This window comes from Pseudarthrobacter sp. NS4 (assembly GCF_024758005.1).
Classification (GTDB): Bacteria; Actinomycetota; Actinomycetes; order Actinomycetales; family Micrococcaceae; genus Arthrobacter.
This window is the reverse complement of sequence record NZ_CP103288.1, coordinates 1,498,534-1,524,276: the sequence shown is the minus strand read 5'-3', so window position 1 is coordinate 1,524,276 and position 25,743 is coordinate 1,498,534. Positions and strand designations below refer to the sequence as shown.

The following is a 25,743-nucleotide window of genomic DNA, read 5'->3' as shown; positions in this document are numbered from 1 at the left end:
GCGGCTGCCACCCCACGGCGCTCCTCACCACAGCGACGGCAGGCTCCCCACCAGGCGCTCGTACATGGCCAGGGCCGACCCGTCCGTGAGGGACGCCACCTGGTCGATCACGACGCGGAGCCGGGCCCCGTCGTCGGGGGCGTCCCGCCAGTCAGCGGCGAACATCGGCTCCAGGTTCCGGTCCCCGGTTGCGCTCAGGGCGGTCACCAGCGCGTGCAGGACTTCTCGCTGGCGTTCGTAGATGGGCTGCCGGTGTTCGGTGGTCATCACGAAAGTGGTGGCCAGGCCCTTCATGACGGCGATTTCCATCACCGTCTCGTCCGGAACCATCAGTTCGGCGTTGTAGCGGGTGAGCCTGCCCGGGCCGTACACCGCGCGGGTGGTCTCCAGTGCGCTCTGGCAGAACCTGCCGATCAGCTGGCTGGTCATGTTCTTGAGCGCCGCCATGGATTTGCGGCTGCCGTCCGCCTCCCGCACCCAGACGTCGGTGGCCTCCAGCCTTGCCAGGGCGGCGTCGATTGCTGCTGGGTCGTTGTGCGGCAGGTACCACTGCTTGGCATAGCCCACCACGCGGGCGCGGTGGTCCGGGTTGTCCATCCAGCGAAGCTGGAAGTGCCCGGCAACGATCGCGTCCTCCACGTCGTGGACGGAGTACGAGATGTCGTCCGCGAGGTCCATGACCTGGGCTTCCAGGCAGGACCGGCGCTCCGGGGCTTCCTGCCGGATCCAGTTGAAGATGGGCAGGTCGTCCTCGTAGGCGCCGAACTTGCTGGTCCGCTGGCCGTGGATGACCGGGGCCTCCAGCGCTGACCAGGGGTACTTGGCCGCCGCGTCGAGGCTTGCCCGGGTGAGGTTCAGCCCCGCGGGCTGGCCGTTCTCCGTCAGGACCTTGGGCTCCAGGCGGGTCAGCAGCCTGAGGGTCTGGGCGTTGCCCTCGAATCCGCCGATGGCATGCGCCACCTCGTTCAGCGCGGACTCTCCGTTGTGCCCGAACGGCGGGTGCCCGAGGTCATGGCTCAGGCACGCGGTATCCACAACGTCGGGGTCGCAGCCCAGGGCGCGGCCGAGTTCGCGGCCCACCTGTGCAACCTCCAGGCTGTGCGTCAGGCGGGTCCGGACAAAGTCGTCGGTGTCCGGCGCCACCACCTGGGTCTTGGCACCCAGCCGGCGCAGGGCCGAGGAGTGCAGGACGCGGGCCCGGTCACGCTCAAAGTCGGAGCGGTAACTGGTCTTCGGCGGCTCTTCCACCCAGCGGGCGGAATCGTCCGTGGTGTAACCCGGCAGCACCAGCGGGGCGGTCCGGGCTTCAGCCACCGGAAACGTCCAGTTCCGCCGCGGAGATATCCCGCGACTGGTCGTCATTCAGTGCACGGGACTCCAGCCAGTCCTTGGGCAGGGCGGGCTTCTTGGGCGACCCGGCACGGCCGCGCGGTCCCTCCGCGTCGCTGCCCGGGTACGGCGACTCGAGGTCCAGCTCGGTTAGGGTGTCGCGCAGCACCTCAAGGCTGGTGACCAGCGCCAGCCGGGTGCGCAGCTCGCCGCCCACCACGTAGCCCTTGAAGTACCAGGCGATGTGCTTGCGGATCTCGCGCAGCGCCTTGCCCTCGTCACCGAAGGTCTCCACCATCAGCTCAGCATGGCGGTAAACGCCCTCGGCCACCTGGCGCAGGTTGGGACGGTAACGGGTGTCGCTGCCTTCGAAGGCTGCCTGCAGATCGCCGAACAGCCACGGCCGGCCCTGGCAGCCGCGGCCCACCACCACGCCGTCCACACCGGTTTCGCGGACCATCCGGACCGCGTCCTCCGCCGACCAGATATCACCGTTGCCCAGCACCGGGATGTCCGGCAGGGCTTCGCGAAGCCGTGCGATGGCGGACCAGTCCGCCTGTCCCGAGTAGAACTGGGCGGCCGTGCGGCCGTGAAGCGCGACGGCGGCCACGCCGGAATCGCGGGCAATGCGGCCGGCGTCGAGGTACGTCAGGTGGTCGTCATCGATGCCCTTGCGCATCTTGATGGTCAGCGGAACATTGCCGCGGGAAGCTTCCTTGACTGCAGTCTGCACGATGGAAGTGAAGAGGTCGATCTTCCAGGGCAGGGCCGAGCCGCCGCCGCGCCGGGTGACCTTGGGCACGGGGCAGCCGAAGTTGAGGTCAATGTGGTCCGCGCGGTCCTCTTCCACGAGCATCCGCACTGCCTGGCCGACGGTGACCGGGTCCACGCCGTACAGCTGGACGGAACGGACTTTCTCGTCCTCGTCGTGCGAAATGATCCGGAGGGATTCGGGGGTTCGCTCCACCAGGGCGCGGGAGGTGACCATCTCCGCCACGTACATGCCGCCGCCGTATTCACGGCAGAGCCTGCGGAAGGCGGAGTTGGTGATCCCTGCCATGGGCGCCAGGATCACGGGCGTGTCCACGGTGATGGGACCCAGCTTCAGGGGCGGGAGTTCCAGCTTGGGAGCGGGAGGAGTTGCTGCAACAGTCACCTGTCCATTGTTGCAAAGCCGGGCAAATCGGGTGGCCGGGCTGGATTCAGCCACGCCGGGCACCCTTTCCCGGTCCCGGTCAGCGCCGGTCGGCCCGCCGTCCGCGCCGGGTAGCCGGCGTCCCGTCCGGATCTTCGCCGCTATCGGCATCCCCGGCGGCAAGCCTGGCGCGTCCCTGCAGCGCCGCCGCTGCAAGCGCACCGTTGTCATCGACGTCGTCCAGGTGGCTGTGGTCCCCACGGCCCCGCCGGATGCCGGCACCCCGTGGAAGGGATGCACCGGCTCCGGCCGGGGCCGGGGTTTCGACGGCGGGCGCTCCCGATTTGATGCCGGTCGCCTTAACCACCAGCACCGCGATAAGGGTGGTGACCGGAATGGCCAGGACCAGCCCGATGGAACCGACCAATGTCCTGATTACTTCTTCTGAAAGCTCTGCGCTGGTCAGCGTCTCCCCCAGCGGCCGGTCGTAGAGCATGACGATAATGAGGATGGGCAGCGCAGCCCCGGCATAGGCGAAGGCGATGGTGTAAACAGTGGAGGCGATGTGGTCCCGGCCGATCCGCATGGCCGAGGTGAACAGCTTCCGCGCGCTGCTGGCCGGGGCCAATTCATACAGTTCCCACACCGCCGAAGACTGGGTGATGGTGACGTCGTTCAGGACGCCCAGGCCTGAGATGATGAGCCCGCACAGGATCACCCCGGAGATGGAGATGTTTGCCGAGGTGTTGACCAGGGTGGTGGCGTCGTGGTTGCCCACGCCCGCGAGGTTGGCCGCGTTCGTTGCCCAGGCAGCCAGGAGTGCCGTGATCCCCAGACCGAAGATGGTGCCCAGCAGCGCGGTGGATGTCCGCGCGGAGAACCCGTGGGCGAAGTACAGGACCCCGATCATGATCACCGTGGACCCCACCAGCGCCAGCAGCAGCGGCGGCTTCCCCTCCACCAGGCCCGGAAGCATGAAGCTGGCCAGTACGAAGTAGGCGCCGACCAGTCCGATCAGTGCCCTGAGCCCCCGCCATCGGGCGACGGCGATGACCACCGTCGCGTAGAGCAGGGCCAGCAGCACGATGGGCAGGGTCCGGACGAAGTCCACGAAAATATAGGCGGGCGAACCCTGGGAAGCCGAGGCCCCCTGGGCGCTGGACAGGTTCAGGTAGCGGATCTGGTCCCCGGGCTTGACGCCGTGGGACTTGGCCACGTCCGGGTTGATGACCACCTTCACCGGGCTGCCGCCCTTGTCCGGTTCCGTAAGGGCGAAGGTACAGTCCGATCCCTGTTGGGCCGGACCTTGCTGTGTTGGAGCCTGCTGGCTCGGGGCCTGCTGCGGTTGGTTCTGCTGCGTGGCCCCCTGCATGCAGTTTTCGGTCGTCACGCTCTGGATGCTGCCCGTATCGAAGGTGACCCCCGGGGCAGCCGAGTATGGGTTGGCCAGCGAGATACCTTCGTTGCTCCCGGAAGGCCAGAGCATGGCCATGCCGGCCAAGGTCAGCAGGGTGATGGGAATCAGCACCGCCGCCAGGATGCGGTTGGCCTTCCTTCGGGCAGCCATCGCCTGCGGCGTCGGCTCCGAATGACCTGTAGAAGCGTGGGAATGGCCGGCGCCCATCAGCAGTGAAACCTCATACGTTGAACTCTACGTCCGGCACCATAGGGTTGATAAATGGACCATTGGGAGGTACCAGGCGTGACCAACCGGAGCACTGATGACAGCAGCAGGCTGCCGGCCGGCAGCATCCCCGCGGCACCCGGCCACCAGGCCGTCCTGAGCGTGCTGGAGGCGTCGGGCCCCACCACGGGCGTCGCCCTGATACTGCATGGCGGGAAGTCCCACAGCCGGGAACCGGTGGAAGCCCGGCACCTGAGCCCGGCCCGAATGGTGCCCTTCGCCAGGCACCTGCACCGCGCAGGCCGGAAGCACGGCTTGGCGGTATGGTCGCTGCGCAACAGCGTCCGCGGATGGAACGGTCCGGATATGTCCCCGCTGCAGGACGCCCGCTGGGCGCTGCGGCAAATTGAAGTCCAGCACCCGGGTGTGCCGGTATTCCTGGTAGGCCATTCCATGGGCGGGCTGACAGCCGTCTGCGCGGCGGACAATCCCCGGGTTGAAGCGGTGGTGGCGCTGGCTCCCTGGCTCAGCCCACAGACGCCGGTCTCGGGCGTGGCCGGCAAGAAGGTCCTGGTTGTCCACGGGACCATGGACCGCTGGACCAGCCCTTCCCAGTCGCTGGCGTTCGCCCGGCGGGCATCGGAGGAAGCTGCCAGCATGCAGTACGTTGCGCTGAAAGGGGCCGGTCACTTCATGCTCCGCAAAGTCCGCCTGTGGCAGACCCTGGCCACCGGGTTCGTCATTCAGGCGTTCAGTGAAAGCACCGGCGCCGGCGCCAGGCCGTCCCGGGCGTTTGGCCAGCTCCTGCCGGAATCGTCAATCCAGGTAATTTTGTGAGCCCCTTTCCCTGGGCACAGTTCCTGGGAGTCCTCCCCTGGACGGCGCTCGCCGTCGTCGTGGTTCTCGCCCTAACGTTCGCCGTGGCCGTCCGCCAGGGCCGGCACTCGGTAATGGATGTGGCCTGGGGTCCCGGGTTCGTTGCTGTCGCCGGCATTTCATGGCTGGTTTCGGCCGGTGAGGGCGACCCTGCACGGCGCTTGCTCCTGCTCCTGCTGACTGCGCTGTGGGGCCTGCGGCTCGGCATCCACATCGGCCGGCGGGCCCGCGGCGGCCATGAGGACCCCCGGTACCAGTCGATGCTCAGCAACGCTTCTGCATCAAGGAATGCCTACGCCCTCAGGCGCGTCTACCTGCCGCAGGGCCTGGTGATGTTCTTCGTGTCATTGACCATCCAGGTGGGCATGTTCGCCACCGGACCGCTGGGCTGGCTGGCCCTGGCGGGGGTGCTGCTCTGGCTGACAGGATTCTTCTTCGAGACGGTCGGCGACTGGCAGTTGGCGCAGTTCAAGAAGGATCCCGGACGGAGGGGAACCGTGCTCAACACCGGCCTCTGGCGGTACACGAGGCATCCGAACTACTTCGGCGATGCGGCCGTCTGGACGGGGCTGTTCCTGGTTGTTGCCGAATCCTGGCCGGGCATCCTGACCATCCTTTGCCCGGCACTGATGGTGTGGACCCTCGCCGGGAAGACTGGCAAACCCCTGACGGAGAAGGCCATGTCCGGCCGGCCCGGCTACCGCGAGTATATTGAATCCACCAGCGGCTTCATCCCGTGGCCGCCCAAACGGGCCTGACATGCGGCAGCATCCGGCGGCGGTCAAACCACCGACGCTGCGGCAGCCCGGCAAGCGCCGGGCTGCCCGCCCTCAGTCGGAGACCACCAGCGTTTCGGGGCCCGCAAGCCTGGCTTTCCCACTTTCCAGGAGCGGCTCGACGGCGGTGCGGAGGGCCGTCATCGAATCGTCCAGTTCCAGCATGACCGGGTGCTGGTACGCGATGAGGGCCAGCATGTCCCGGACAGCCCCGGCGGCGTCGTCAGCGTCCAGCGCAGGTTCATGGCCCACGAAGACATCGGTGGGCACGTCGGCACCGTCCGGCTCCGCGCCCTGCGCCGGGTCCGGGTTGGCCGGCGCCGCGTAACTGACTGCGAAAGCGCGGATGCGGCCCTTTTTGCTCGGCACCACTCCCCCGCCGAACGCCGATTCCGGCTGTGCCCGCAACACGATGGCGCCGTGCGCCCCGGTGAGGTCGTCCAGGAACAGCTTCTGCACCTGCCCCATTGTCAGCACGCCCGGGGAATCCCAGCCATGGATGGACGTGTAGTACCGCCCCACCACGTCGGTCAGTTCCACGGATCCGGTGGCCAGGTCCATCACCACATCGGAGCCGGCATTCTCGTCACTGCCTGGCCGGCCGGCGTCGTCCTTGGCCGGAAACACGGGAAGCCGCAAGGCGCCCGGCTCCACAACCACCAGGCGGGAACGCTGGATGGGCGAAAGCCCGAGGGCTTCGGCGAACGCCGCGCCAGGCGTGCCGGGCTCCACCTTGGCGCGCAATTTGGTGACGCCCGACGGCGCCCGTTCAGTCTCCCGCCGCAGCATGGCCAGGAGGCTGGCCCCGATGCCGGCGCGGCGGTGGTCCTTCGCCACTTCGATATACGTCCACAGCCGCTCAGGGTGCAGCGAAGCCTCGTAGACCACACCGGCGGCCACGGGGATTCCGACGCCGTCGATCACATCCTCGGCCACGATGCAGCGGCGCCACGGGTTCCCGCCGGTCCCGGCCGAAGACGGCGCGAGGGCGCCGCGGAACTGGCGGGCCTGGGAGGTTTCCGGGCCGCCCCAGATCTCCAGGAGTGCCAGGTCGTCGCCTTCGCGCCATTCGCGGTATTCGATTGCCATGCTCAGGCGCCGATCAGGCGTGCGGCCAGGTAGCCTTCCACCTTGTCCAGGGAAACACGTTCCTGGCTCATGGTGTCCCGCTCGCGGATGGTCACGGCCTGGTCCTCAAGGGTGTCGAAGTCCACGGTGATGCAGAACGGTGTGCCGATTTCGTCCTGGCGGCGGTAGCGGCGGCCGATGGCACCCGCGTCATCGAAATCGATGTTCCAGTTCCTGCGCAGCTGGGCGCCGAGGTCCTTGGCCTTCGGGGACAGGTCCTCGTTGCGGCTCAGGGGCAGGACGGCGGCCTTCACCGGGGCCAGGCGCGGGTCCAGCTTCAGGACCGTGCGAACATCCACGCCGCCCTTGGCGTTGGGGGCCTCGTCCTCCGTGTAGGCATCCACCAGGAAGGCCATGAAGGAACGGGTCAGGCCGGCCGCGGGCTCAATGACGTACGGGGTGTAGCGCTCGTTGGTGGCCTGGTTGAAATAGCTGAGGTCGGTGCCGGACGCCTTCGCATGGGTGGAGAGGTCGAAGTCGGTGCGGTTGGCGATGCCTTCCAGCTCGCCCCACTCGGAACCCTGGAAGCCGAAGCGGTACTCGATGTCCGTGGTGCCTTTGGAGTAGTGGCTGAGCTTTTCCTGCGGGTGCTCGAAGAAACGCAGGTTTTCTTCCCTGATGCCCAGGCCGGTGTACCAGGCCATGCGCTCCTTCATCCAGTACTGGTGCCATTCCTCGTCGGTGCCGGGCTCAACGAAGAACTCCATCTCCATCTGCTCGAACTCGCGGGTGCGGAAGATGAAGTTGCCGGGCGTGATCTCGTTGCGGAAGGACTTGCCGATCTGGCCGATGCCGAACGGGGGCTTCTTGCGGGAGGTGGTGAGGACGTTGTTGAAGTTCACGAAGATGCCCTGCGCCGTTTCCGGGCGCAGGTAGTGCATGCCTTCTTCATTGGCAACGGGACCCAGGAAGGTCTTGAGCAGGCCGGAGAATTCCTGCGGCTCCGTCCATTCACCGCGGGTGCCGCAGTTGGCGCAGGCAATGTCCTTCAGGCCGTTTTCGGCCGGGCGGCCCTTCTTTTCCTCGTATTCTTCCTCGAGGTGGTCCGCGCGGTAGCGCTTGTGGCAGGAGAGGCACTCCACCAGGGGGTCGGAGAAGACCTCCACGTGGCCGGAGGCTTCCCACACCTGGCGGGGCAGGATAACGGAGGAGTCCAGGCCCACTACGTCCTCGCGGCCGCGGATCATGGACTGCCACCACTGGCGCTTGATGTTTTCCTTCAGCTCGGCTCCGAGGGGCCCGTAGTCCCAGGCAGAACGCGAACCTCCGTAGATCTCACCGGCCTGGAACACGAAGCCCCTCCGCTTGGAGAGGGAAATGACCTGGTCGAGAACGGATTTTGCTGCCATGGGTGTAACTCCAGTTTCTACAGGGCCGCTGGGTGCGGTCCGCGTTTTCAGGCCCCGGGCATCACCAGAGGTATGGCACTTCCGGCGGCCGGACGGGGCGGGTGAAGGGGGTGCGTAAAGCTGCGTGTCCTAGCCTACCGGCCGCTGCCTGCGGAGTGCGCCCCGCGGCCACGGCAGCGTCGCCAGGATGATGGCGGCGAGCGTCAGGATGGTGCCCAGGACGGTGGCGGGCGCCACCACGGTTCCGGGAGTGGGCAGAACCACGTCCAGGGCCAACGACCCGAGCAACTGGCCCGCGATCATTCCCAGTCCGGTCACCAGGACGCCCAGGCTGCGAACCAGCAGCGCGCCGAGGCCAATGAAGACGCAGCCCATGGGACCTCCCAGGTAGTACCACCACTCACCCGGCAGCGGAGTGCCCGGCCCTGCCACTGCCACCTTGACGGCGAGCGCGGTCCAGAGCACCAGGCAGCCGGCCATGAAGTTGACCAGTGTGGCAGCGATGGGGGTTCCATAGTGGACGGTGGCGGTGCCGTTCATGGCCTGCTGGAAGCTCATGAGGAAGCCCGCGGCCACGGGGAGCAGGAGCGGAAGCAGCAAAGCGGCAGGGCCGCCGTCGGAGCCGCCACCTGACCCGGCGCCCGCAGCGAACCGCGGCGACACAGCCCATGCCACGGCGGCAATGGTGAGTACGCAGCCGATGATCCGGATGGCGGTGACCGGCTTCCTGCCGGCCGGGCCAAGACCCAGCCGGTCCACGAGCAGTCCGCTGGCGGTCTGCCCGGTAACCGTGGCAACGGTGAAGAGGGCCACGCCCAGGATGCCGACCGTCGAGGACTGGGCAAAGACGAACAGCGCCCCGATGCCGCCGGCGAGGACATACACGCGCGGGAAGGCCCTGGTACGGACCGCGGGCAGGATCCGTGCCAGTCCGGCACGGCCGCGGGGCAGGAGCAGTGAGATGAGGATCATGACCACCAGGCCTGTGCTGAAGCTCACCACCCCTGCGGCGATTCCGTCGTTGAGCCGGACTCCGAGCGCTCCGTTAATGCGGCCCTGGAGAGGGATTGCAAGGCCGGCGCCCACCGCCAGCGGAAGGCCTGCCAGCAGCGGCAGTCGGGAGGTGGAGGTCATTGAATCCACCTTACGTCAGGCATTATTGCTACATGAGCAACCCCGTTGACGACGTCCCCATCCGCGACAGCATGATCCGCCTGGGCCAGCTGCTGAAGCTTGCCAACCTGGTGGAGGACGGCGTGGAAGCCGCCGAGCTCATCAGGAACGGCCTCGTGAAGGTCAACGGCGAAATCGACGACCGGCGCGGCCGCCAGCTGCGCAATGGCGACACCGTCACGGTCAACGGACGGACCGTGAAAGTCGTCGCGCCCGACGCCTGACGCTGCTGCCGCGCGCCGCGCGCCGCGCACCCCGCCCGGCGCCGCCGTCGTACTCCTTACTTCTTCAGGACCTCATGGGTGAGGAACTCGCCCACATGCCCGATCTCCTGCTGGTTGATGCCGTGCCACATGCCCGTGTACAGCACTTTGGTGAGCTTGACGTGTTTGCGGACCCAGGCCATGGTGAAATCGATCTTGTCCGGCGTGATCACCGGATCCTGCTGGTCCCGCCCCCAGAACATGGGAATGGTCCCGTCCAGCTCGGCGTCCCGGAAGGCGGGATCGTCACCGGCGTCCACCACGAAACCTGAAAGGCCGACGACGGCTGCGAAGTCCGTGGGCCGTTGCCGCAGCAGCGTGGTGGCCATGGCCATTCCCATGGAGAAACCAAGCAGGGACACCGAGGGATGGCCGACCTTGATGGCGTCGATCCAGTCGAGCATGAACGACGACGCCTTCTTCACGCCCTCCAGCGAGTAGTCGATGGAGGCCGTGAGCGGGAACCAGGTGAAGCCGGGGCCCATGGCGATGGGCGCCCGCACGGAGGCGACGGCGAAGTCCCCAGGCAGCAGGTCCGCCAGGCTCAGCAGGTCCTGCTCGTTGGCGCCGTAGCCGTGCAGCAGCACCAGCAGCGGCTTTCCGTCGCGCTGGTCCTCCGGATGGGACCACAGGACAACAGGGGCAGGAAATACATCGGCTTCAGTCATGGTTTCCATTGTTACAGCTACCCGGAGGCAGCAACCTACGTTCGCGTAGCCAGAGAGCCGGAAGGCAGGATAAGGACCGTGACTGACACAAGTACTATCCAAACCCCGCCTGCACGCACCGGATCCCACCCCTGGACCCGGTACGTGGCAATGGGCGATTCCTTTACCGAGGGCATCGGCGACCCCGAGCCCTCACGCCCCGGCCGCTACCGCGGCTGGGCGGACCGGGTGGCGGAGGAACTGGGCCGTACGCAGCCCGACTTCGCCTACGCCAACCTGGCCGTGCGGGGCAGGCTGCTGCAGCAGATCGTGGACCAGCAGCTGGCGCCCTGCCTCGCGCTGAAGCCGGACCTGGTCACTCTGTCCGCCGGGGGAAATGACCTTATCCGTCCCGGCGGCGACCCCGACGCGCTCGCCGAAAAGCTGGATTCCGTCGTCCAGATCCTTGCCATGGGCGGCGCCACCGTTGTCCTCTTTAATGGGCCTGACACGGGCTCCTCGGTGCTGGGGAGGATCCGCAGCAAGGTGGCCATCTACAACGAGAACCTGCGCACCGTCGCAGCCCGGCACGACGCCATTATCGCGGACATGTGGTCCCTCCGGCAGCTCAGCGATCCGCAGATGTGGGACCAGGACCGGCTGCATTTCTCCCCGCTGGGCCACCACACCATCGCGGCCATGGTGCTGGATGCGCTTAACGTGGAGCACAGCCTGGAACCGCTCCAGCCCAAGCCCCTCCCGCCCCGGACCTGGCGCGAGGCGCGGTCCGGTGACCTGGTGTGGGCGCGCGAATACTTTGTTCCCTGGGTGCTGCGGCGGCTGCGCCACCAGTCCTCCGGGGACGGCATCACCGCGAAACGTCCGACGCCGGGTCCCGTCTTCGGCCCGGGCGTTCCATTGGGTTCGGGCGAGGGACCGCTGGGGACCACCGAAGCGTCCCGGAACTGACGCCGGTTTCTTCCGCCGCAGTTCAGGATACGGTGCACCGGTACACCGGTACACCCATTTCACCGGCTCCCGGCCGTTCGCGCGCAGTCCGGGGATAAGCTGGAAGGACACACATGAGAGGCGCAGCACCGTGAGCAACATGTTTTTCTGGATCATCATCCTGTCACTCCTGATCCCGGTGGCCATGCGGATGTACCGGAAATCCGTGGCCCGCAGGAACCATGACCAGAGCTTCTCCGGGCGCTATCCGGAGCAGTTCCCGGGCGCCGGGCAATTCCCCGGATCCGCCGGACCCCAGAGCAAGCAGCCCCGCGACGGATACACCCAGCAGGATTACTTTGCCGGCGGATTCCGCCAGATTGACCGGCCGCAGCCCATCAACGATCCCCAGCCGCTGCCCTACCAGTACGGCCAGCCGCCCCAGCAGCCGATGCCTGGCGGCGATACCTGGGCTCCGCAACAGCCGCCGTTCCACCATCCCGGCGGGCAGCACCCGGTCCCCGGACAACCGGCCCCTGAAAAGCCTGCCGCCCCTGCCACTCCCCCGCCGCCGTCGGCCCCGCAGGGCTACCGCGCACGCAAGCTCGCGGAACTGGATGAGAAGTACAGCAACGGGGAACTTTCCGTGGAGGAGTACATGACCCGCCGCGGCGAGATCATGAACGGCTGACCTGGTTCAGTCCACCTGCGGAAAGCCCAGGTCGATGACAGACGTAGCCGGGTCAGGCCACCGGGTGGTGACCACTTTGCCCCTGGTGTAGAACCGGATGCTGTCCGGCCCGTACATGTGTGTGTCACCGAACAGGGAGTTCTTCCAGCCCCCAAAGGAGAAGGTACCCACCGGCACCGGAATCGGCACGTTGACGCCCACCATGCCCGCCTCGACGTCAAACTCGAACTGCCGGGCGGCGCCGCCGTCCCGGGTGAAGATGGCAACCCCGTTGCCGAACTCGTTGTCGTTGACCAGGCGGACCGCGTCGCCGTAGGTATCCACCCGGACCACGGACAGGACGGGGCCGAAGATTTCGTCGTCGTACACCTTCATGCCCGGCTTCACGTGGTCCACCAGGCTGACCCCGATGAAGAACCCGTTTGAATCGAACTGCTGCGACCGGCCGTCGACGACCACCGCGGCACCTTCGTTTTCGGCGCCTGCCACGTAGGAGGCCACCCTCTCCCGGTGTTCGGCGGTGATCAGCGGGCCCATCTGTGATGCCGGGTCGGTGCCCGGGCCGATCGTCAGGGTAGCCATCCGGCTCCGGATGGCCGCCACGAGGTCATCAGCGATGGCGCCGACAGCGACAAGCACGCTGACCGCCATGCAGCGCTCACCTGCCGAACCATAGGCGGCCGAAATGGCGGCGTCGGCTGCCATGTCCAGGTCCGCGTCCGGCAGGACCACCATGTGGTTCTTGGCCCCGCCCAGGGCCTGGACCCGCTTGCCGTGGTCTGCGGCGCGCTTGTAAATGGACTGCGCAATGGGCGTTGAGCCCACGAAGCTGACGGCTTTCACGTTCGGGTGTTCGAGCAGGACATCCACCGCTTCCTTGTCGCCCTGGACCACGTTCAGCACACCGGCCGGCAGTCCTGCTTCCGCGAATACTTCCGCGATGAACACGGCTGGGGACGGATCCTTTTCACTGGGCTTCAGGAGCACGGTGTTGCCACAAGCCAACGCGCTGCCGATCATCCAGAGCGGAACCATGGCCGGAAAGTTGAACGGGGTGATGCAGGCAACGACGCCCACTGGCTGCCGGACGGAGTGGACGTCCACTCCGCTGGAGACCTGTTCGGAGCGTTCCCCCTTGAGCATGTGGGACAGCCCCGTGGCGAACTCGATGTTCTCGAGTCCGCGGGAAATCTCCCCTTCGGCGTCGGAGAGTACCTTGCCGTGCTCGCTGGTCAGGATGGCGGCGAGTTCGGACTTGCGCTGCGTGAGGATTTCGCGGACGCGGAAGAAGATGTTGGTCCGTTTGGCAAGGCTCGTTGCCCGCCAGGCCGGCAGCGCTGCCGTGGCGGCGGCAATGGCTTCCTCTACGCGGGCCGCGGAGGCCAGTGCCACCTGCTTTTCCTGCTCTCCGGTGGCAGGGTTGAAGACCGGGCCGAAACGCTCGGCGTCGGCAACGCGGCTGCCGTTGATGTAATGCGGAATGGTTTGCATGCTTGTCTCTCTTCTACTTTGCTGAATCGAGGGAACCGTCAGCGAGCTTGATGATCATGGAGCAGTCCTTGCCGGACTCCCCCGCATCGATCAGGCGCTGGTACAGCTGCTGAACGTGTTTGCCGATCTCGAGCGGCGTGCCGGTGTCCTCGGCAGCGCTGATGGCCAGCCCGATGTCCTTGTTCGCCAGTTCGGCTGTGAACGTTGGCGCGAAGTCGTTGTTGGATGCCGCGGTGGGGACCACACCGGGAACGGGATACCAGGTGCGCAGGGCCCAGCTGTCCCCGGAGGACACTGAAGCGATGTCCCAGAACACCTTCTTGTCCAATCCGAGCCGGTCCGCCAGCACGGCACCCTCGGCAGTGGAGGCCAGGTTGATCAGGAGCATCAGGTTGTTGCAGATTTTGGCCGCCTGGCCGGTGGTGGCTCCGCCGGTAGGGATGATGTTGGCGGCCATCGGCCCGATGTAGCGGGTGGCATCGGCCACGGCGTCCGCTTCTCCACCCACCATGAACGTGAGCGTTCCTGCTTGGGCACCGCTCATCCCGCCCGAGACAGGGGCATCGACGAAGCGGAAGCCGGCGGCAGCAGCGGCGTCGTGCAGTTCCGTCGCGGCGGCGATATCGATGGTGGAGGAATCAACCAGAAGTGTGCCCGTATCCGCGTGCGCCAGCACCCCGTCCCCGCCCAGGTAGACGGCCTTGGCATGCTCGCCCTTCGGAAGCATGGTGAACACCACGTCGGCTCCCGCCACTGCTTCGGCGATGCTCCCTGCCGGCTTCACCCCTGCGGCCTCGGCGGCGGCGAGAGCGGCGGGGCTGAGGTCGAATCCCCGTACGTCGTGACCCGCCTGCGCGAGGTTACCCGACATGGAACCGCCCATGTTTCCCAAACCGATCCAACCGACTACTGCCATGGCATAAGCTCCTTTGCTGTGCTTCGGCCGAGGGCGGCCGGAAGGTCTGTGTCCACCGTCACACGCTGCTACAGTGCATTCAAGGGGAAAAATCACAGATGGTATGTGCACCGATGCACACGATGGAGAGGGCACCGGGTGGCGCAGCTTCCGAGTCCGGACGACTTGCTGATTTTGCTCACTGTTGCCCGGCTGGGACGCTTCAACGCCGTCGCCGAAACGTTGGGCACCACGCACACCACCATTTCGCGGCGGATCCTCGCCCTCGACAAGCAATTGGGCGGCCGGACGCTGGAGCGCAGCCCGCACGGCTGGGAATTGACGGAGCTCGGGGCTTCGGCCGTCGCTGCGGCGGAAAGAATCGAGGAAACGTTGGGGTCATTGGCCGCCGTCATGGGCCAGGACCGGGACGCCCTCGCCGGCATGGTGCGCATCAGCACTTCCGACGGTTTCGGCGCTGAATTCGTGACCCCGGCGCTGGTCCGTCTCCAGCAGCGGCACCCGATGCTGAATGTGGAGATGCTCAGTGCCACGCGCAAGGTCAGCCAGAACCGCTCCGGCGTGGACCTGGAAGTGGTGGTTGGCCGCACGGACGTAAGCAACGCGCAGGCCATCTTCCTGACCAATTACTTCCTCCGGCTCTATGCCAGCCCCGCCTACGCCGCCGGACGGGGCTTGCCGGAGACACCCGACGGCGTGGGGCAGCACGGCTTCGTCTCTTACGTCGAGTCGGCACTCCAGGTTGCCGAACTGGGACACCGGTCCTCGCAGCTGCCGATGCCGAAGTCCAGCTTCCAGGCGACGAGCATTTTTGCGCAGGTGGAGGCGGTGCGCCGTGGCGCAGGCATCGGGCTGCTTCCGAACTTCATGGTGGCGCGGGATCCGGAGTTCGTTCCGGTGCTCCCTGATGCCTTCCAGCGCCAGGTGCCCATCTGGGCGGTGGCGCGGCCGGAATCGCTCCGGTCCGCCCGGGTCCGGGCCGTGATTGCTGCGCTGAAGGAAGAAGTGGCGGGACGCCAGGATCTGCTGGCAGCCTGATCCCCGGCTGTCCGGAGCCGTTGTCAGGCCTGGAAGAGCCGCCTCACCACTTGCCCGGCGGCGAGTGCGTCAAGGCCTTCGTTGATCTCGCCAAGCGGCCGGGTGTCGGTGTGCAGCAGCTCAACGGGAAGCCTGCCCTCGCGCCAGTACCCAAGGTACAGGGGGATGTCCCGGCCCGGAACGGCGTCGCCCATATATGAGCCCAAGAGCCGCTTGCCCGCCCCGGCGAACTGGAGCGCGGGCACTGTCAGTTCCGCTGTGGGATGCGGCAGCCCTACCGAGACCACGGCGCCGCCACGCGTTACGTGCCCGAGGCATGATGCGATGACCCGGGCCGATCCCACGGCTTCGATGGCGGTATCCACGCCGTCCCCGGCGGCGTCTGCAATCAGGCGGGAAGCCTCGTCCGGGGTTCCCGCGGCTGTTGCCCCGCACTTCAGGGCGAGCCCGTGCTTGCCGGCATTGGGATCGATGGCGATCACGGAGGAAGCACCGGCGAGCGCCGCGGCCATAACGGCTGAAAGCCCCACGGCGCCGAGTCCGAAGACGGCTACGGACTGGCCGGGCTGGACAGCCGCCGTGTTGAGGACGGCTCCCATGCCGGTGAGTACGGCGCAGCCGAACATTGCCGCAACAGTGCCGGGGACGTCGTCATCTATGACCACCACTGATTCCCGGGCCACCACGGCGTAATCGGCGAACGCCGAAACGCCCAAATGGTGGTTGATGCGCTCCCCCGCAGGCGTCCGCAGCAGGGCCTCGCCATGCAGGAGGTCTCCGGAGCCGTTGACTTCCGCCGCGCGGTGGCAGAGCGCCGGGCGGCCCGCCCGGCACGCACGGCAGTCACCACAGCTGGGGACGAAGACGAGGACCACATGGTCCCCGGGGGAAACATCCGTGACGCCTTCACCCACCGCGGCGACCCGTCCTACTGCCTCATGCCCCAACGCCATGGGAAGGGGCCTGACGCGTGAGCCGTCCACCACGGACAGGTCCGAATGGCAGAGGCTCGAGTAGGTGATGGTGATGCCCAACTCACCGGCGCGGGGTTCCGGCCGGTCAAGCTCCTCGACCCGAAGGGGCCGCGCTTCGGTGTAGCTGGTTCCTGACGGGACCGTGGAGTAAAGGACGGCTGCTTTCATGGGAAATCCTGACTTCGTCGAAGGTGCTGACGGCGCACTGCCCGGGCCTGCGTGGTGGCGGGCCCGGGCAGTCGGTGTGCTGTTTGGCTCTTGTGCTGCCAGTGCTATTTCTTTGCGGCCGCGAGCAGGTCGGCGGTGCCCTGGGCGTCGGCCGCGTCCACGTCGTGGAGCGAGATGCCGCGGGTCTCCCGGAGGAAGAGCACGGAGATTGCGGTCACGATGCAGGCTCCCAGCAGGTAGAGCGCCACCGGAGTGGAGGAGTTGAAGGTTCCCAGCAGCGCAGTGGCGATGATCGGTGCCAGCGAACCGGCGACGATGGAGGTCACCTGGTAGCCCAGGGAAACGCCCGAGTACCGCATCCGGGTGGGGAACATTTCGGCCATGATGGACGGCTGGCCCGCGTACATCAGTGCGTGGAACAGCAGGCCGATGGTGATGGCGGCCAGGATGACCATGTCGTTTCCGGTGTCCATCATGGGGAAGGCGAAGAAGCCCCAGGTGCCACCGAGGATGGCGCCTGCCATGTAGACCGGCCGCCGGCCGAACGCATCGGACATCCTGCCGACCAGCGGGACGGCGCAGAAGTGGATGAAGTGCGCCACGAGCAGAAGCAGGAGGATGCGGGAGGTGTCGGTCTGGACGACGATCTTCAGGTAGGTGATGGAGAAGGTCACCACGAGGTAGTACAGGATATTCTCGGCAAAACGCAGGCCCATGGCGGTAAAGACGCCGCGGGGGTAGCGGCGGAAGACTTCGGCAACGCCATAGCCCTTCTTCTCCACCGTGACTTCCTTGCGGGCTTCGATGAAGATCGGCGCATCCTGGACCTTGGTGCGGATGTAGTAACCAACGATCACGATGACGGCGGAGAGCCAGAAGGCGACGCGCCAGCCCCAACTGAGGAATGCTTCCGGGGAAAGCGTGGCCGAAAGGGTGAAGAGGACGCCGGTGGCCAGGAGGTTGCCCATCGGTACCGCTGACTGTGGCCAGCTGGACCAGAACCCGCGGGACTTGTTCGGGCTGTGCTCGGCAACCAGCAGGACGGCTCCGCCCCACTCACCGCCGACGGCGAAGCCCTGCACGAAGCGCAGGAACACCAGGAGGGCCGGAGCCCAGTAGCCAATCTGGGCGAACGTGGGCAGGCATCCCATAAGGAAGGTGGCGACGCCCACCAGGACGATGCTCAGCTGCAGCAACTGCTTGCGGCCGAACTTGTCGCCGAAGTGGCCAAAGACAATGCCGCCGATGGGGCGGGCCACAAAGCCTACGGCGTAGGTGACGAAGGCGGCAATGATGCCGTCCAGTTCGGTCCCTGAATTGGGGAAGAACGTTTTGCCGAACACCAGGGTGGCGGCAGAGGCATAGAGGAAGAACTCGTACCACTCAACAACAGTGCCGGCCATGGAGGCCGTGACGACTTTCCTCAGGCCTGAGGCCTTGACGTCGGTTTCCTCGGGCCGCCGTGCGGCGGAGCTTTCCGTACTCATGAGTGAACTCCTTCGGCGTCGTCTTCGACACCACTGGGACAGGCTGTGGCGGATACACGTGATTGTGGCCACGAACCGCCGGGTCCCATTGAGTATGGTCTGCCTATACGCCCAGCTCAACGGCGAATCATGCAGAGTCTATCTGCATAATTGCACATATTCTGCCGTCTGGGGCGTGGTGTTATGCCGAAAGGTGCCCCCGGAGCTGCGATCCCAGCTGGCCGATTTCGGTGAGGAACCCGTCATGCCCGATGGGCGCCTCGATGAGGTGGACGTCCACCTCTCCAGGGAGTGCCCGTGCCAGTTCCCGCGACTGGGACGGGAAGTAGAGCCGGTCCGAGTCCACGGCGGCGACGAAAAAGCGGGCTTTGGCACCGGACAGGGTCTGGGCGAGGGACCCGCGTCCCCGGCAGATGTCGTGGCTCATCAGCGCCTCGGTGATGGCGATGTAGCTGTTGGCATCGAAGCGCTGGACCAGTTTGGTGCCTTGATGGTCCAGGTAACTCTCCACCTGGTAGCGTCCGCGGGCCGCAAGGCGCTCGCCCTGCAGGGGTGATTCCAGAGCCTGTGGGGCGCGGCCGAACCTGCCTTCGAGTTCAGCGGCTGAGCGGTAGGTGATGTGGGCGATGCGCCTTGCCAGGGCCAGCCCGTCCTCCGGGAAAGGGCCGCCGTAGTAGTCGCCACCATTGAAATTCGGGTCCTGGCGGATGGCGAGGGTCTGCGCCTGGGCGAAAGCGATCTGTTCAGCCGTGCTGGCTGCTCCCACGGAAATGACGGCGCAGCGCTGCACGCGTTCGGGGTAGGTGACAGCCCATTCCAGGGCGCGGGCCCCGCCCATGGAGCCGCCGAGGACCGCGAACCAGCTGCCGATGCCGAGCTGGTCTGCCAGCCGGGCCTCTGCGACGGTGCTGTCCCGCAACGTCACCAGCGGGAAACGGGAACCCCAGGGGCTCCCGTCCGGGGCGGGCGACGACGGCCCCGTCGAGCCGTAGCAACCGCCCACTATGTTGATGGACACCACGAAGAACCGGTCCGTGTCGACGGGCGCGGCGGGGCCGGCCAGCTGTTCCCACCAGCCCGGCTCGTCGGTGTCACCCCGGGTCACATGGGTGCTGCCGGTCAGGGCATGTTCGATCAGGATGGCGTTGCTGCCGTCCGCGTTGAGGGTTCCCCAGGTTTCGTACGCGAGCGTGACCTCCGGCAGGTACCCGCCGGCTTCGAGTTCCAGCCCTCCAATGGAGGCGTAACGGACAATCCCGTGTTCGGGAGCGGTGGTACGGGTGACGGTAACCGTCATGGCAAGACCTCTTCTACGCGCTTGCCCACCGTCGAATGACCGGCAGGCCAGGTCTTCACCCGGGGCACCCCACCGCGGAAGGAGGGTTGCCGGCCAGCAAGCCGGGGCTGTCACTGGCACTCATGACCTGGTTCGAGTGTACGAAACACCACCCGCCCCGGGCCAAGAGTGTGACTGGTTGTGACTTCCCCGCCCCGCCGCCGGCAGCCTTCCTGGCCGGCAGCCGTCGTCATCCTTTGGTCCTGGTCAGGCGCCCGAGGCGTCCTTGGCGGCACGGAAGCCGGCCTCGAGGTCGGCCAGGATGTCGTCGATGTGCTCAAGGCCCACCGAAAGGCGGACCAGCCCCGGGGTCACGCCGGCCACCGCCTGCTGCTCCGGGGAGAGCTGGCTGTGGGTGGTGGACGCCGGATGGATGACCAGGGAGCGGACGTCACCAATGTTGGCCACGTGCGAATGCAGCTCCAGGGCGTCCACGAACCGCTTGCCCGCCTCGGCGCCGCCCGCCAGGTTGAAGGAGACGATGGCGCCGGTGCCTTTGGGGCCGTACTTGCGGCCGCGTTCGTACCAGGGACTTGACGGAAGGCCCGCGTAGGCGACCGATTCGACGTCGTCACGCGCTTCGAGCCAACGTGCCACTTCGGCGGCGTTGGCCACGTGGCGTTCCACGCGCAGGCTCAGGGTCTCCAGGCCCTGCGAAATAAGGAAGGCGTTGAACGGCGACACCGCCGAGCCCAGGTCCCGCAGGAGCTGGACGCGTGCCTTGAGGATGTAGGACAGGTTGGCGCCCAGGGCACCGCCCTCGCCGAGGTCGCGGCCGTAGACCAGCCCGTTGTAGGTGGGGTCCGGGGTGTTGAAGCCGGGGAACCGCTCCGGGTCTTTGCTGAAATCGAACTTGCCGGAGTCCACGATGACTCCCGCGATCGCAGTGCCATGGCCGCCCAGGTACTTCGTGGCTGAGTGAACCACGATGTCCGCACCCCATTCCAGTGGACGGATCAGGTACGGGGTGGACAGTGTGTTGTCCACGATCAGCGGCACGCCGGCCTCATGGGCGGCCTCCGAAACGCCTTCAATGTCCAGGACATCCTGCCGCGGGTTGGAGACCACCTCGGCGAAAAAGAGCTTGGTGATGGGCTGCACGGCTGCACGCCACTGGTCCAGGTTGTCCGGGTCTTCCACGAACGTGACGGTGATGCCGAACTTCTTCAGGGTGTGGGCGAAGAGGTTGTACGTTCCGCCGTAGAGGCTGGGGCTGGCCACGATATGGTCGCCGGCCTCGGCGATGTTCAGGACAGCGAAGGTTTCTGCCGCCTGTCCGGAGCTGAGCAGCAGCGCCGCCAGCCCTCCTTCGAGGCTGGCGATCCGTTGCTCTACAGCGTCCTGGGTGGGGTTGCCGATGCGCGTGTAGATGGGCGCCAGTTCTGCCAGGGCAAAGCGGTTCGCGGCGCTCTCAGCGCTGGGGAACACGAAGGAGGTGGTCTGGTAAATGGGCAATGCACGGGCGCCCGTGGCAATGTCCGGCTCCTGCCCTACGTGGATCTGGCGGGTTTCGAAGGACCATCCGTTGGACATTCAAGGCTCCTTTAACATGGGCCCGGGGCAGGCTGGGAGCACCACGGGCCGCGCTTGCCATCCGGCCGTTGCCGGACAGCCAGGTCCTCACCCGGGGCACCCCACCGCGGATGGAGGGTTGCCGGCCAGCGAGCCGGGGCTTGGCGCTGGCACTCATGACCTGGGTTCAGTGTAGGAACCGAGCTGCAGCACAGGACAGCATGTGACGAACATGGTCCTGCAGGTTTCACCCTGGCCGAGGCAGTAAATGAAGGGGCTGATATTTGGAATTCCCAGTAAGGCAACCCTTAGCTGAGAGCCCGATCACAAAGTGCCAAGATGTTGGCATGCGCATGGATCACGTCTCTTACGCCTGTGAACACGATGGCCTGGCGGCCACAACCGAACGTATTTCCTCTGCCCTCGGAGTTGAGGCAGTGAAGGGCGGGGTGCACCCCCGGTTCGGAACCCGGAATATGATCATCCCGCTCGCGGGCCACAAATACCTTGAGGTCGTGGAGGTCCTGGACCACCCAGCATCCGACAAGGCACCGTTTGGGCAGGCAGTGCGTGCCCGCTCGGCGGCTGGCGGCGGCTGGATGGGCTGGTGCGTCGAAGTGGACGACCTCGCCCCCTTCGAAGAACGCCTTGGACGCGCCGCAGTGAACGGCAACCGGAAATTCCCGGACGGCCGCGAACTGATGTGGAAGCAGATCGGCATCCTGGGCCTCATTGCTGATCCTCAGGTGCCCTACATGCTCAAGTGGGATGGCGACCCCTCGCTGCACCCGTCCAACGCCTACGAGAGCAACGTCAAGATGAGCTGCCTTACCATTGCCGGATCCGCTGCGCGGGTCACGGAATGGCTGGGTGAGCCGGTGGAAAAGCCGCTGGAAGACGTGGCCGTGGAGTGGGTGGCTCCGCACGGAACGCCCGGCATCCTGTCCGTCACCTTCGAAACCGCCAACGGGGCCGTCACCATCTGACCTCCTTGTGGTGGTCCGGCAATGCCGGATCACCACAATTGGGCGCCCTGCCCGGAACAGCGTCGGCCGCCATCAGCCGGTGACAATGACGTCACCTGCCGACGGCGGCCGAATCTATGTCCCGGGTTGCCTGGTTCTTACTGGCAGCCCGAGTGGGATCCAGTCCGAGTGGCGACCGCTTTGTCCCTTGGCCCCGGGGAGCTATGTGCTCGGCCTTTTTGTCAGACCCTCCTGGGATGCTTTGGGTATGGAAATGAACCCGGTGGTGGTGGAGGCGGAGGAAGCGGTTGAGGCTTCGGTCGCTGCCTTTGCTGCTGTCTTGACGGGCAGGGAGGTTGCCCCGTCCGGTGCTGCTGGCGGACCTGATGAGGGAGCCGGGTGCTGGGCTGCGGTCGGGACCAATGATGGGCTGCAGCGTCTTGCTGATGGGGCGTTGGATGTCCTTGCCGGGGTGGCCCGGTCGGAAGCGAAGCTGGCGGCAGTAAAAGCGCAGGCCGTGGCGGTGCTCGCCGAGGCCACCAGGTCGCTGAATTCTCCAGCCCGGTCGCCGCAGGAGGCCACGGCGCAGGAGCGGAGCCTGGTGGCCGAGGTCGGGTGCGTACTGGCCATCGGTGACCGGGCCGCGGGTGCCCTGCTGGGCGAGTCCCATGCCCTGACCACGTCGTTGCCCCGCACGCTGGCCGCCCTGCAGGCCGGGACGATCTCCTGGCAGCATGCCCGGACCATGGTCGAGCAAACCCTGAGCCTTGGCCCTGCCGCGGCCGCCGCCCTGGAGGCGCACTTCCTGGACCCCGAGGCGCCCAACGCCGCCCGCGGGTGTCCGGTCGGGCAGATGCCGGCGTACCGTTTCAAGGCCAAAGCCAGGATCTGGCGCGAACGCCACCACCCGGAGAGCCTGGAGAAGCGCCACGCCAGGTCCGTCGCTGACCGGCGGGTGGAACACTGCCCGGACCATGACGGGATGGCCTGGATCTCAGCCTGCCTGCCTGCGGTCACCGCCGAAGCGATCTGGAACCGGCTCACGGCCCTCTCCAGAGGAATGCAGGGACCTGACGAGCACCGCACACTTTCCCAGCTGCGGGCCGACGAATTCTCCTCAACACTCCTCACCGGCGCAAACAATACCGGCGGAAACAATACCGGCGGAAACAATGCCCGCGCTGCCGCTGCCGGTGCCAACGCCGACGGCGACGGCGGCGGCGGGGAATGCGCAGGTCCCGGGGGATCATCTTCGATCCGGCCGCAGGTGCTGGTCACCGTTCCCGTGTTCTCGCTGCTGGGCCTGACCGACGAGTCGGCGACCCTCGACGGGTACGGGCCGATCCCCGCCTCGATGGCCAGGGACCTCGTCGCCGGGGGTGCGGACTCCTTCCACCGGGTGCTGGTGGACCCGAGGGACGGCGCGCCCCTGGAAATCGGCCGTACCAGTTACCGGGTCACCAAAGCCATGCGGAACTGGCTGCAGATGCGGGACGGCAAATGCCCGTTCCCCGGCTGCAGCAACCACTCCCTCGACAACGACGCCGACCACCTCCTCGCCTGGCACAAGGGCGGTACCACCGGGATCAGCAACCTCGGCCAGCCCTGCCCCAAACACCACAAGCTCCGACACACCAGCGCCTGGAAACCCACACGAACCACCAAAAACGAACCACCAGGCTGGATCTCCCCCATGGGCCGGCACTACAAAAGCGAACACCAGGACTGGGAACCACCACACTGGCCAGACGAGATCCTGGACCGGATTGAGCTTCAACAACCTGGCGGAATCAGGCCTGCAGACGAGGAGCCGCTCCCTCAACAACAGGCTCCCCTCGATCCCCTGCCCGAGTTGGCATGGCTTCATCAACCGCTCGATGAACCGGAACCGGACCCCTATAGCTACCCGCCCGATTATTGGCCTCGAGACAAAGACCAATTGCCGGACCAGTCTCTGCCTCAAGACCCATTTCCGGACTGGGAGCTGTTCCTGACCTTGGAGTCGGCCGTCCCTGTTTAGGGAGAGGTACCCCTGAGCAGTGTCCTCTGTGCGTCAGGAGCTACCTGGTGCTTGAAACGGCAGGGGTGCGGCCTCAACGTGCCGTCGCCTCGCCCGCCGTGGTGGGTCGCCATGCCCACCGTCGCCTCGCCCGCCGTGATGGTTTGCCATGCCCACCGTCGCCTCGCCCGCCGTCGCCTTGCGCGCCTTAGCCCAACCCCACAGCCCTGCCGAACAGGCTGAAGCCAACAAACGCCACAATGTCCAGCAGGGCATGGGCAATGACAAGGGGCATAACGCGCCTTGTTTTGGTGTACAGCCAGGCGAAGAGCACCCCCATCACCACGTTGCCGATGAAGGGGCCGAAGCCCTGGTAGAGGTGGTAGCTTCCGCGCAGCAGCGAGCTGGCAGCAATGGACACGGGAACGCTCCAGCCGAACTTGCCGAAGCGGTTGAGCAGGTAGCCAACCACAATGACCTCCTCCACCACCGCATGCCGGATGGCGGACAGGACGAGGACAGGCACCGTCCACCAGTACGCATCCAGTGCGCTCGGAATGATTGCGGTAGTGATGCCCAGCGCCCTGCCAGCGGCGTAGAGGCCAAGCGACGGGATCCCGATCAGGGCTGCCAGCCCCAGTCCCTGCAGCATGTCCTTTCCCGGATGCGCGAAATTGAAGCCAAGCTTCCGGAACGCCGAGCCCGGGTTGCCGACCTCTCCCGGCGACCCCTGCCGCTGGTCGGTGAGGAAGTAGATCACCAGCAGCACCGGCACCAGCGCAAAGATGATGTCCAGCAGCTGGTAGGTCAGGTCGAAATACTCGCGCGTACTCTGGGAGCGGTTCAGCGTTGAGGTGCCCTCGGCCAGCGGCGCGCGCGTCATCTTGTCCAGGAGCTGCACCACGGAGTACACGGCGGACTGGCCAAGGGAAAGGCCCAGGACAAGCCAGACTTCGAACTTCAGGCGGCGTCGGGAGGGAACCAGCATGTACCCATCTTGCCTGCAGTTTCTGGACCAGGGCTGATTACCCTGCCAGTGTCCCGCCGGCACCGGCACCGCTGCCCGCGAAGGATCCGAAGCCTCCAAGCATCGAAGGGGCAGCGACAATCAGCTGGGCGCGACGATCACTTCCGTGCCGTTGGCCTCGAAGGCCGCCTTGTCCTGCGCCGAGATTCCGGAATCCGTGATCAGCCGGGTGAAGTTGTAGCCGTCCATGGTGGCAAAGGCACGAACCCCGACCTTGGACGAGTCAGCCAGCACGTAGGACACCCGAGCCCTGCTGGCGAGCAGGGCATTGACAGACGCTTCCCCCTCCCCCGTGTTGGTCGGCCCCACCTCGGGATCTATGCCGTTGACGCCGATGAACGCAATGTCCAGCACCACCTTCTGCATGATGATGTCCGTGTAAGGGCCCACCAGCTCGTAGGACCGCGGGTTGAGGATGCCGCCGGTGACCATGACTTTGATGTTGGGCCGGACGGCCAACTGCCCGGCGATGTTGATGGCGTTGGTGACCACGGTGAGGGTGGACTGGTTGGAGGGGGCGTTCAGGTCTTCCCGGGTGGCCAGAATCTGCGCGAGCGCGGTGCTGGTGGTGCCGCCGCAGAGTCCGATGACGGCTCCTGGCGTGATCAGCGCGGATGCTGCCTGGGCGATCTGTTCCTTGGCCTCGGCATGGTCGTCCCGGTTATAACGGCCGGGAAGGTCGTAGGCCAAGGCACCGGTGGTGGCCCCGCCGCGGGTCCGGGTGAGGAGCCGGCGCTTGGCCAAGCTATCGAGGTCCCGCCGCGCCGTGGCGGGCGAGACTCCAAGGGTGCTGACGATTTCATCAATCTCCACCTGGCCGGTCTTTGCCAGCAGGTCAAGGATGGCGGTGAGCCGGTCAGTGCGGGTCATGCAGGGCCTCTCGGTACTACG

The 25,743-nt window shown here is 66.5% G+C and carries 23 protein-coding genes and 2 riboswitches; of the genes, 8 read left to right on the top strand and 15 right to left on the bottom strand.

Annotation, left to right across the window (positions count from 1 at the left end; translation table 11 throughout):
• Positions 1 to 24: 24 nt before the first annotated feature.
• From NXY83_RS07095 to NXY83_RS07085, 3 genes are all read right to left on the bottom strand, one after another.
• Positions 25 to 1,314 (bottom strand): deoxyguanosinetriphosphate triphosphohydrolase, encoded by a 1,290-nt coding sequence (locus tag NXY83_RS07095; RefSeq protein WP_258805383.1) that lies wholly within the window; start codon positions 1,312 to 1,314, stop codon positions 25 to 27.
• Positions 1,307 to 2,485, bottom strand: coding sequence for a tRNA dihydrouridine synthase DusB (dusB, locus tag NXY83_RS07090; RefSeq protein WP_258805382.1), 1,179 nt, complete (start codon positions 2,483 to 2,485; stop codon positions 1,307 to 1,309). Before dusB ends, NXY83_RS07095 begins: the two co-directional genes overlap by 8 nt.
• Positions 2,486 to 2,564: 79 nt before the next feature.
• Positions 2,565 to 4,031: a YibE/F family protein gene (locus NXY83_RS07085; RefSeq protein ID WP_258805381.1), complete on the bottom strand. Its 1,467-nt coding sequence runs from the start codon at positions 4,029 to 4,031 to the stop codon at positions 2,565 to 2,567.
• Between the two features lie 135 nt (positions 4,032 to 4,166).
• On the opposite strand from NXY83_RS07085, the gene NXY83_RS07080 reads away from it, so the two are divergent.
• A complete protein-coding gene (locus tag NXY83_RS07080) occupies positions 4,167 to 4,925 on the top strand; it encodes an alpha/beta hydrolase (RefSeq protein ID WP_258805380.1) in 759 nt (252 codons plus the stop codon).
• Positions 4,922 to 5,722, top strand: a complete 801-nt coding sequence (locus tag NXY83_RS07075) for a DUF1295 domain-containing protein (protein ID WP_258805379.1) — start codon at positions 4,922 to 4,924, stop codon at positions 5,720 to 5,722. The genes NXY83_RS07080 and NXY83_RS07075 overlap by 4 nt, the downstream gene beginning before the upstream one ends.
• 72 nt (positions 5,723 to 5,794) lie before the next feature.
• On the opposite strand, the gene NXY83_RS07070 is transcribed toward NXY83_RS07075, so the two are convergent.
• The 3 genes from NXY83_RS07070 to NXY83_RS07060 form a co-directional block, all read right to left on the bottom strand.
• A complete protein-coding gene (locus tag NXY83_RS07070) occupies positions 5,795 to 6,829 on the bottom strand; it encodes a GNAT family N-acetyltransferase (protein ID WP_258805378.1) in 1,035 nt (344 codons plus the stop codon).
• 2 nt (positions 6,830 to 6,831) lie between these two features.
• On the bottom strand, positions 6,832 to 8,217 hold the full coding sequence (locus NXY83_RS07065) for a glycine--tRNA ligase (protein WP_258805377.1): 1,386 nt from the start codon (positions 8,215 to 8,217) through the stop codon (positions 6,832 to 6,834).
• A gap of 129 nt (positions 8,218 to 8,346) precedes the next feature.
• A complete protein-coding gene (locus tag NXY83_RS07060; protein WP_258805376.1) occupies positions 8,347 to 9,351 on the bottom strand; it encodes a DMT family transporter in 1,005 nt (334 codons plus the stop codon).
• A gap of 32 nt (positions 9,352 to 9,383) precedes the next feature.
• Here NXY83_RS07060 and NXY83_RS07055 point away from each other — a divergent pair, with 32 nt between their 5' ends.
• On the top strand, positions 9,384 to 9,614 hold the full coding sequence (locus tag NXY83_RS07055; protein WP_258805375.1) for an RNA-binding S4 domain-containing protein: 231 nt from the start codon (positions 9,384 to 9,386) through the stop codon (positions 9,612 to 9,614).
• A gap of 56 nt (positions 9,615 to 9,670) precedes the next feature.
• On the opposite strand, the gene NXY83_RS07050 is transcribed toward NXY83_RS07055, so the two are convergent.
• On the bottom strand, positions 9,671 to 10,321 hold the full coding sequence (locus tag NXY83_RS07050; protein WP_258805374.1) for an alpha/beta hydrolase: 651 nt from the start codon (positions 10,319 to 10,321) through the stop codon (positions 9,671 to 9,673).
• A 78-nt stretch (positions 10,322 to 10,399) separates the two neighbouring features.
• Here NXY83_RS07050 and NXY83_RS07045 point away from each other — a divergent pair, with 78 nt between their 5' ends.
• Together NXY83_RS07045 and NXY83_RS07040 are read left to right on the top strand one after the other, a co-directional pair.
• On the top strand, positions 10,400 to 11,269 hold the full coding sequence (locus NXY83_RS07045; RefSeq protein WP_258805373.1) for an SGNH/GDSL hydrolase family protein: 870 nt from the start codon (positions 10,400 to 10,402) through the stop codon (positions 11,267 to 11,269).
• A gap of 139 nt (positions 11,270 to 11,408) precedes the next feature.
• Positions 11,409 to 11,939: a hypothetical protein gene (locus NXY83_RS07040; protein ID WP_258806093.1), complete on the top strand. Its 531-nt coding sequence runs from the start codon at positions 11,409 to 11,411 to the stop codon at positions 11,937 to 11,939.
• A 6-nt stretch (positions 11,940 to 11,945) separates the two neighbouring features.
• Here NXY83_RS07040 and NXY83_RS07035 read toward each other — a convergent pair whose 3' ends face one another.
• Both NXY83_RS07035 and mmsB read right to left on the bottom strand, forming a co-directional pair.
• A complete protein-coding gene (locus NXY83_RS07035; protein WP_258805372.1) occupies positions 11,946 to 13,430 on the bottom strand; it encodes a CoA-acylating methylmalonate-semialdehyde dehydrogenase in 1,485 nt (494 codons plus the stop codon).
• 13 nt (positions 13,431 to 13,443) lie between these two features.
• Positions 13,444 to 14,346 carry a 3-hydroxyisobutyrate dehydrogenase gene (mmsB, locus tag NXY83_RS07030; RefSeq protein ID WP_258805371.1) on the bottom strand — a complete coding sequence of 301 codons (903 nt, stop codon included), beginning with the start codon at positions 14,344 to 14,346 and terminating at the stop codon, positions 13,444 to 13,446.
• A gap of 138 nt (positions 14,347 to 14,484) precedes the next feature.
• Here mmsB and NXY83_RS07025 point away from each other — a divergent pair, with 138 nt between their 5' ends.
• Entirely contained in the window at positions 14,485 to 15,384 is a 900-nt protein-coding gene (locus NXY83_RS07025; RefSeq protein WP_258805370.1) for a LysR family transcriptional regulator, read from the top strand.
• A gap of 23 nt (positions 15,385 to 15,407) precedes the next feature.
• On the opposite strand, the gene NXY83_RS07020 is transcribed toward NXY83_RS07025, so the two are convergent.
• From NXY83_RS07020 to NXY83_RS07005, 4 genes are all read right to left on the bottom strand, one after another.
• A complete protein-coding gene (locus NXY83_RS07020) occupies positions 15,408 to 16,526 on the bottom strand; it encodes a zinc-dependent alcohol dehydrogenase family protein (RefSeq protein ID WP_258805369.1) in 1,119 nt (372 codons plus the stop codon).
• A gap of 104 nt (positions 16,527 to 16,630) precedes the next feature.
• Positions 16,631 to 18,013 (bottom strand): MFS transporter, encoded by a 1,383-nt coding sequence (locus tag NXY83_RS07015; protein ID WP_258805368.1) that lies wholly within the window; start codon positions 18,011 to 18,013, stop codon positions 16,631 to 16,633.
• 181 nt (positions 18,014 to 18,194) lie between these two features.
• Positions 18,195 to 19,310, bottom strand: a complete 1,116-nt coding sequence (metX, locus tag NXY83_RS07010; protein WP_258805367.1) for a homoserine O-acetyltransferase MetX — start codon at positions 19,308 to 19,310, stop codon at positions 18,195 to 18,197.
• A 12-nt stretch (positions 19,311 to 19,322) separates the two neighbouring features.
• A riboswitch (SAM riboswitch) is annotated at positions 19,323 to 19,438 on the bottom strand.
• 118 nt (positions 19,439 to 19,556) lie between these two features.
• Positions 19,557 to 20,882, bottom strand: a complete 1,326-nt coding sequence (locus NXY83_RS07005) for a bifunctional o-acetylhomoserine/o-acetylserine sulfhydrylase (RefSeq protein ID WP_258805366.1) — start codon at positions 20,880 to 20,882, stop codon at positions 19,557 to 19,559.
• Between the two features lie 45 nt (positions 20,883 to 20,927).
• Positions 20,928 to 21,043: riboswitch (SAM riboswitch) on the bottom strand.
• A gap of 165 nt (positions 21,044 to 21,208) precedes the next feature.
• Here NXY83_RS07005 and NXY83_RS07000 point away from each other — a divergent pair.
• On the top strand, positions 21,209 to 21,847 hold the full coding sequence (locus tag NXY83_RS07000) for a VOC family protein (RefSeq protein WP_258805365.1): 639 nt from the start codon (positions 21,209 to 21,211) through the stop codon (positions 21,845 to 21,847).
• 247 nt (positions 21,848 to 22,094) lie between these two features.
• Positions 22,095 to 23,846 (top strand): HNH endonuclease signature motif containing protein, encoded by a 1,752-nt coding sequence (locus NXY83_RS06995; RefSeq protein ID WP_258805364.1) that lies wholly within the window; start codon positions 22,095 to 22,097, stop codon positions 23,844 to 23,846.
• Positions 23,847 to 24,033: 187 nt separating this feature from the next.
• Here the strand turns inward: NXY83_RS06995 and NXY83_RS06990 are convergent, their stop codons facing one another.
• Entirely contained in the window at positions 24,034 to 24,813 is a 780-nt protein-coding gene (locus NXY83_RS06990) for a CPBP family intramembrane glutamic endopeptidase (protein WP_258805363.1), read from the bottom strand.
• Positions 24,814 to 24,933: 120 nt separating this feature from the next.
• Positions 24,934 to 25,722, bottom strand: a complete 789-nt coding sequence (locus NXY83_RS06985; RefSeq protein WP_258805362.1) for a DeoR/GlpR family DNA-binding transcription regulator — start codon at positions 25,720 to 25,722, stop codon at positions 24,934 to 24,936.
• Positions 25,723 to 25,743: the final 21 nt, after the last annotated feature.

Excerpts from the sequence above, each read along its gene's own strand:
- NXY83_RS07035 (WP_258805372.1), bottom strand. The coding sequence starts at position 13,430 with ATGCAAACCATTCCGCATTACATCAACGGCAGCCGCGTTGCCGACGCC.
- NXY83_RS07060 (WP_258805376.1), bottom strand. The coding sequence starts at position 9,351 with ATGACCTCCACCTCCCGACTGCCGCTGCTGGCAGGCCTTCCGCTGGCG.
- NXY83_RS07000 (WP_258805365.1), top strand. The coding sequence starts at position 21,209 with ATGCGCATGGATCACGTCTCTTACGCCTGTGAACACGATGGCCTGGCG.
- NXY83_RS06985 (WP_258805362.1), bottom strand. The coding sequence starts at position 25,722 with ATGACCCGCACTGACCGGCTCACCGCCATCCTTGACCTGCTGGCAAAG.
- mmsB (WP_258805371.1), bottom strand. The coding sequence starts at position 14,346 with ATGGCAGTAGTCGGTTGGATCGGTTTGGGAAACATGGGCGGTTCCATG.
- NXY83_RS07055 (WP_258805375.1), top strand. The coding sequence starts at position 9,384 with ATGAGCAACCCCGTTGACGACGTCCCCATCCGCGACAGCATGATCCGC.
- NXY83_RS07070 (WP_258805378.1), bottom strand. The coding sequence starts at position 6,829 with ATGGCAATCGAATACCGCGAATGGCGCGAAGGCGACGACCTGGCACTC.
- NXY83_RS07065 (WP_258805377.1), bottom strand. The coding sequence starts at position 8,217 with ATGGCAGCAAAATCCGTTCTCGACCAGGTCATTTCCCTCTCCAAGCGG.
- NXY83_RS06995 (WP_258805364.1), top strand. The coding sequence starts at position 22,095 with ATGGAAATGAACCCGGTGGTGGTGGAGGCGGAGGAAGCGGTTGAGGCT.
- NXY83_RS07050 (WP_258805374.1), bottom strand. The coding sequence starts at position 10,321 with ATGACTGAAGCCGATGTATTTCCTGCCCCTGTTGTCCTGTGGTCCCAT.
- NXY83_RS07005 (WP_258805366.1), bottom strand. The coding sequence starts at position 20,882 with ATGTCCAACGGATGGTCCTTCGAAACCCGCCAGATCCACGTAGGGCAG.
- NXY83_RS07020 (WP_258805369.1), bottom strand. The coding sequence starts at position 16,526 with ATGAAAGCAGCCGTCCTTTACTCCACGGTCCCGTCAGGAACCAGCTAC.
- NXY83_RS07040 (WP_258806093.1), top strand. The coding sequence starts at position 11,409 with ATGTTTTTCTGGATCATCATCCTGTCACTCCTGATCCCGGTGGCCATG.
- NXY83_RS07015 (WP_258805368.1), bottom strand. The coding sequence starts at position 18,013 with ATGAGTACGGAAAGCTCCGCCGCACGGCGGCCCGAGGAAACCGACGTC.
- NXY83_RS07085 (WP_258805381.1), bottom strand. The coding sequence starts at position 4,031 with ATGGCTGCCCGAAGGAAGGCCAACCGCATCCTGGCGGCGGTGCTGATT.
- metX (WP_258805367.1), bottom strand. The coding sequence starts at position 19,310 with ATGACGGTTACCGTCACCCGTACCACCGCTCCCGAACACGGGATTGTC.
- NXY83_RS06990 (WP_258805363.1), bottom strand. The coding sequence starts at position 24,813 with ATGCTGGTTCCCTCCCGACGCCGCCTGAAGTTCGAAGTCTGGCTTGTC.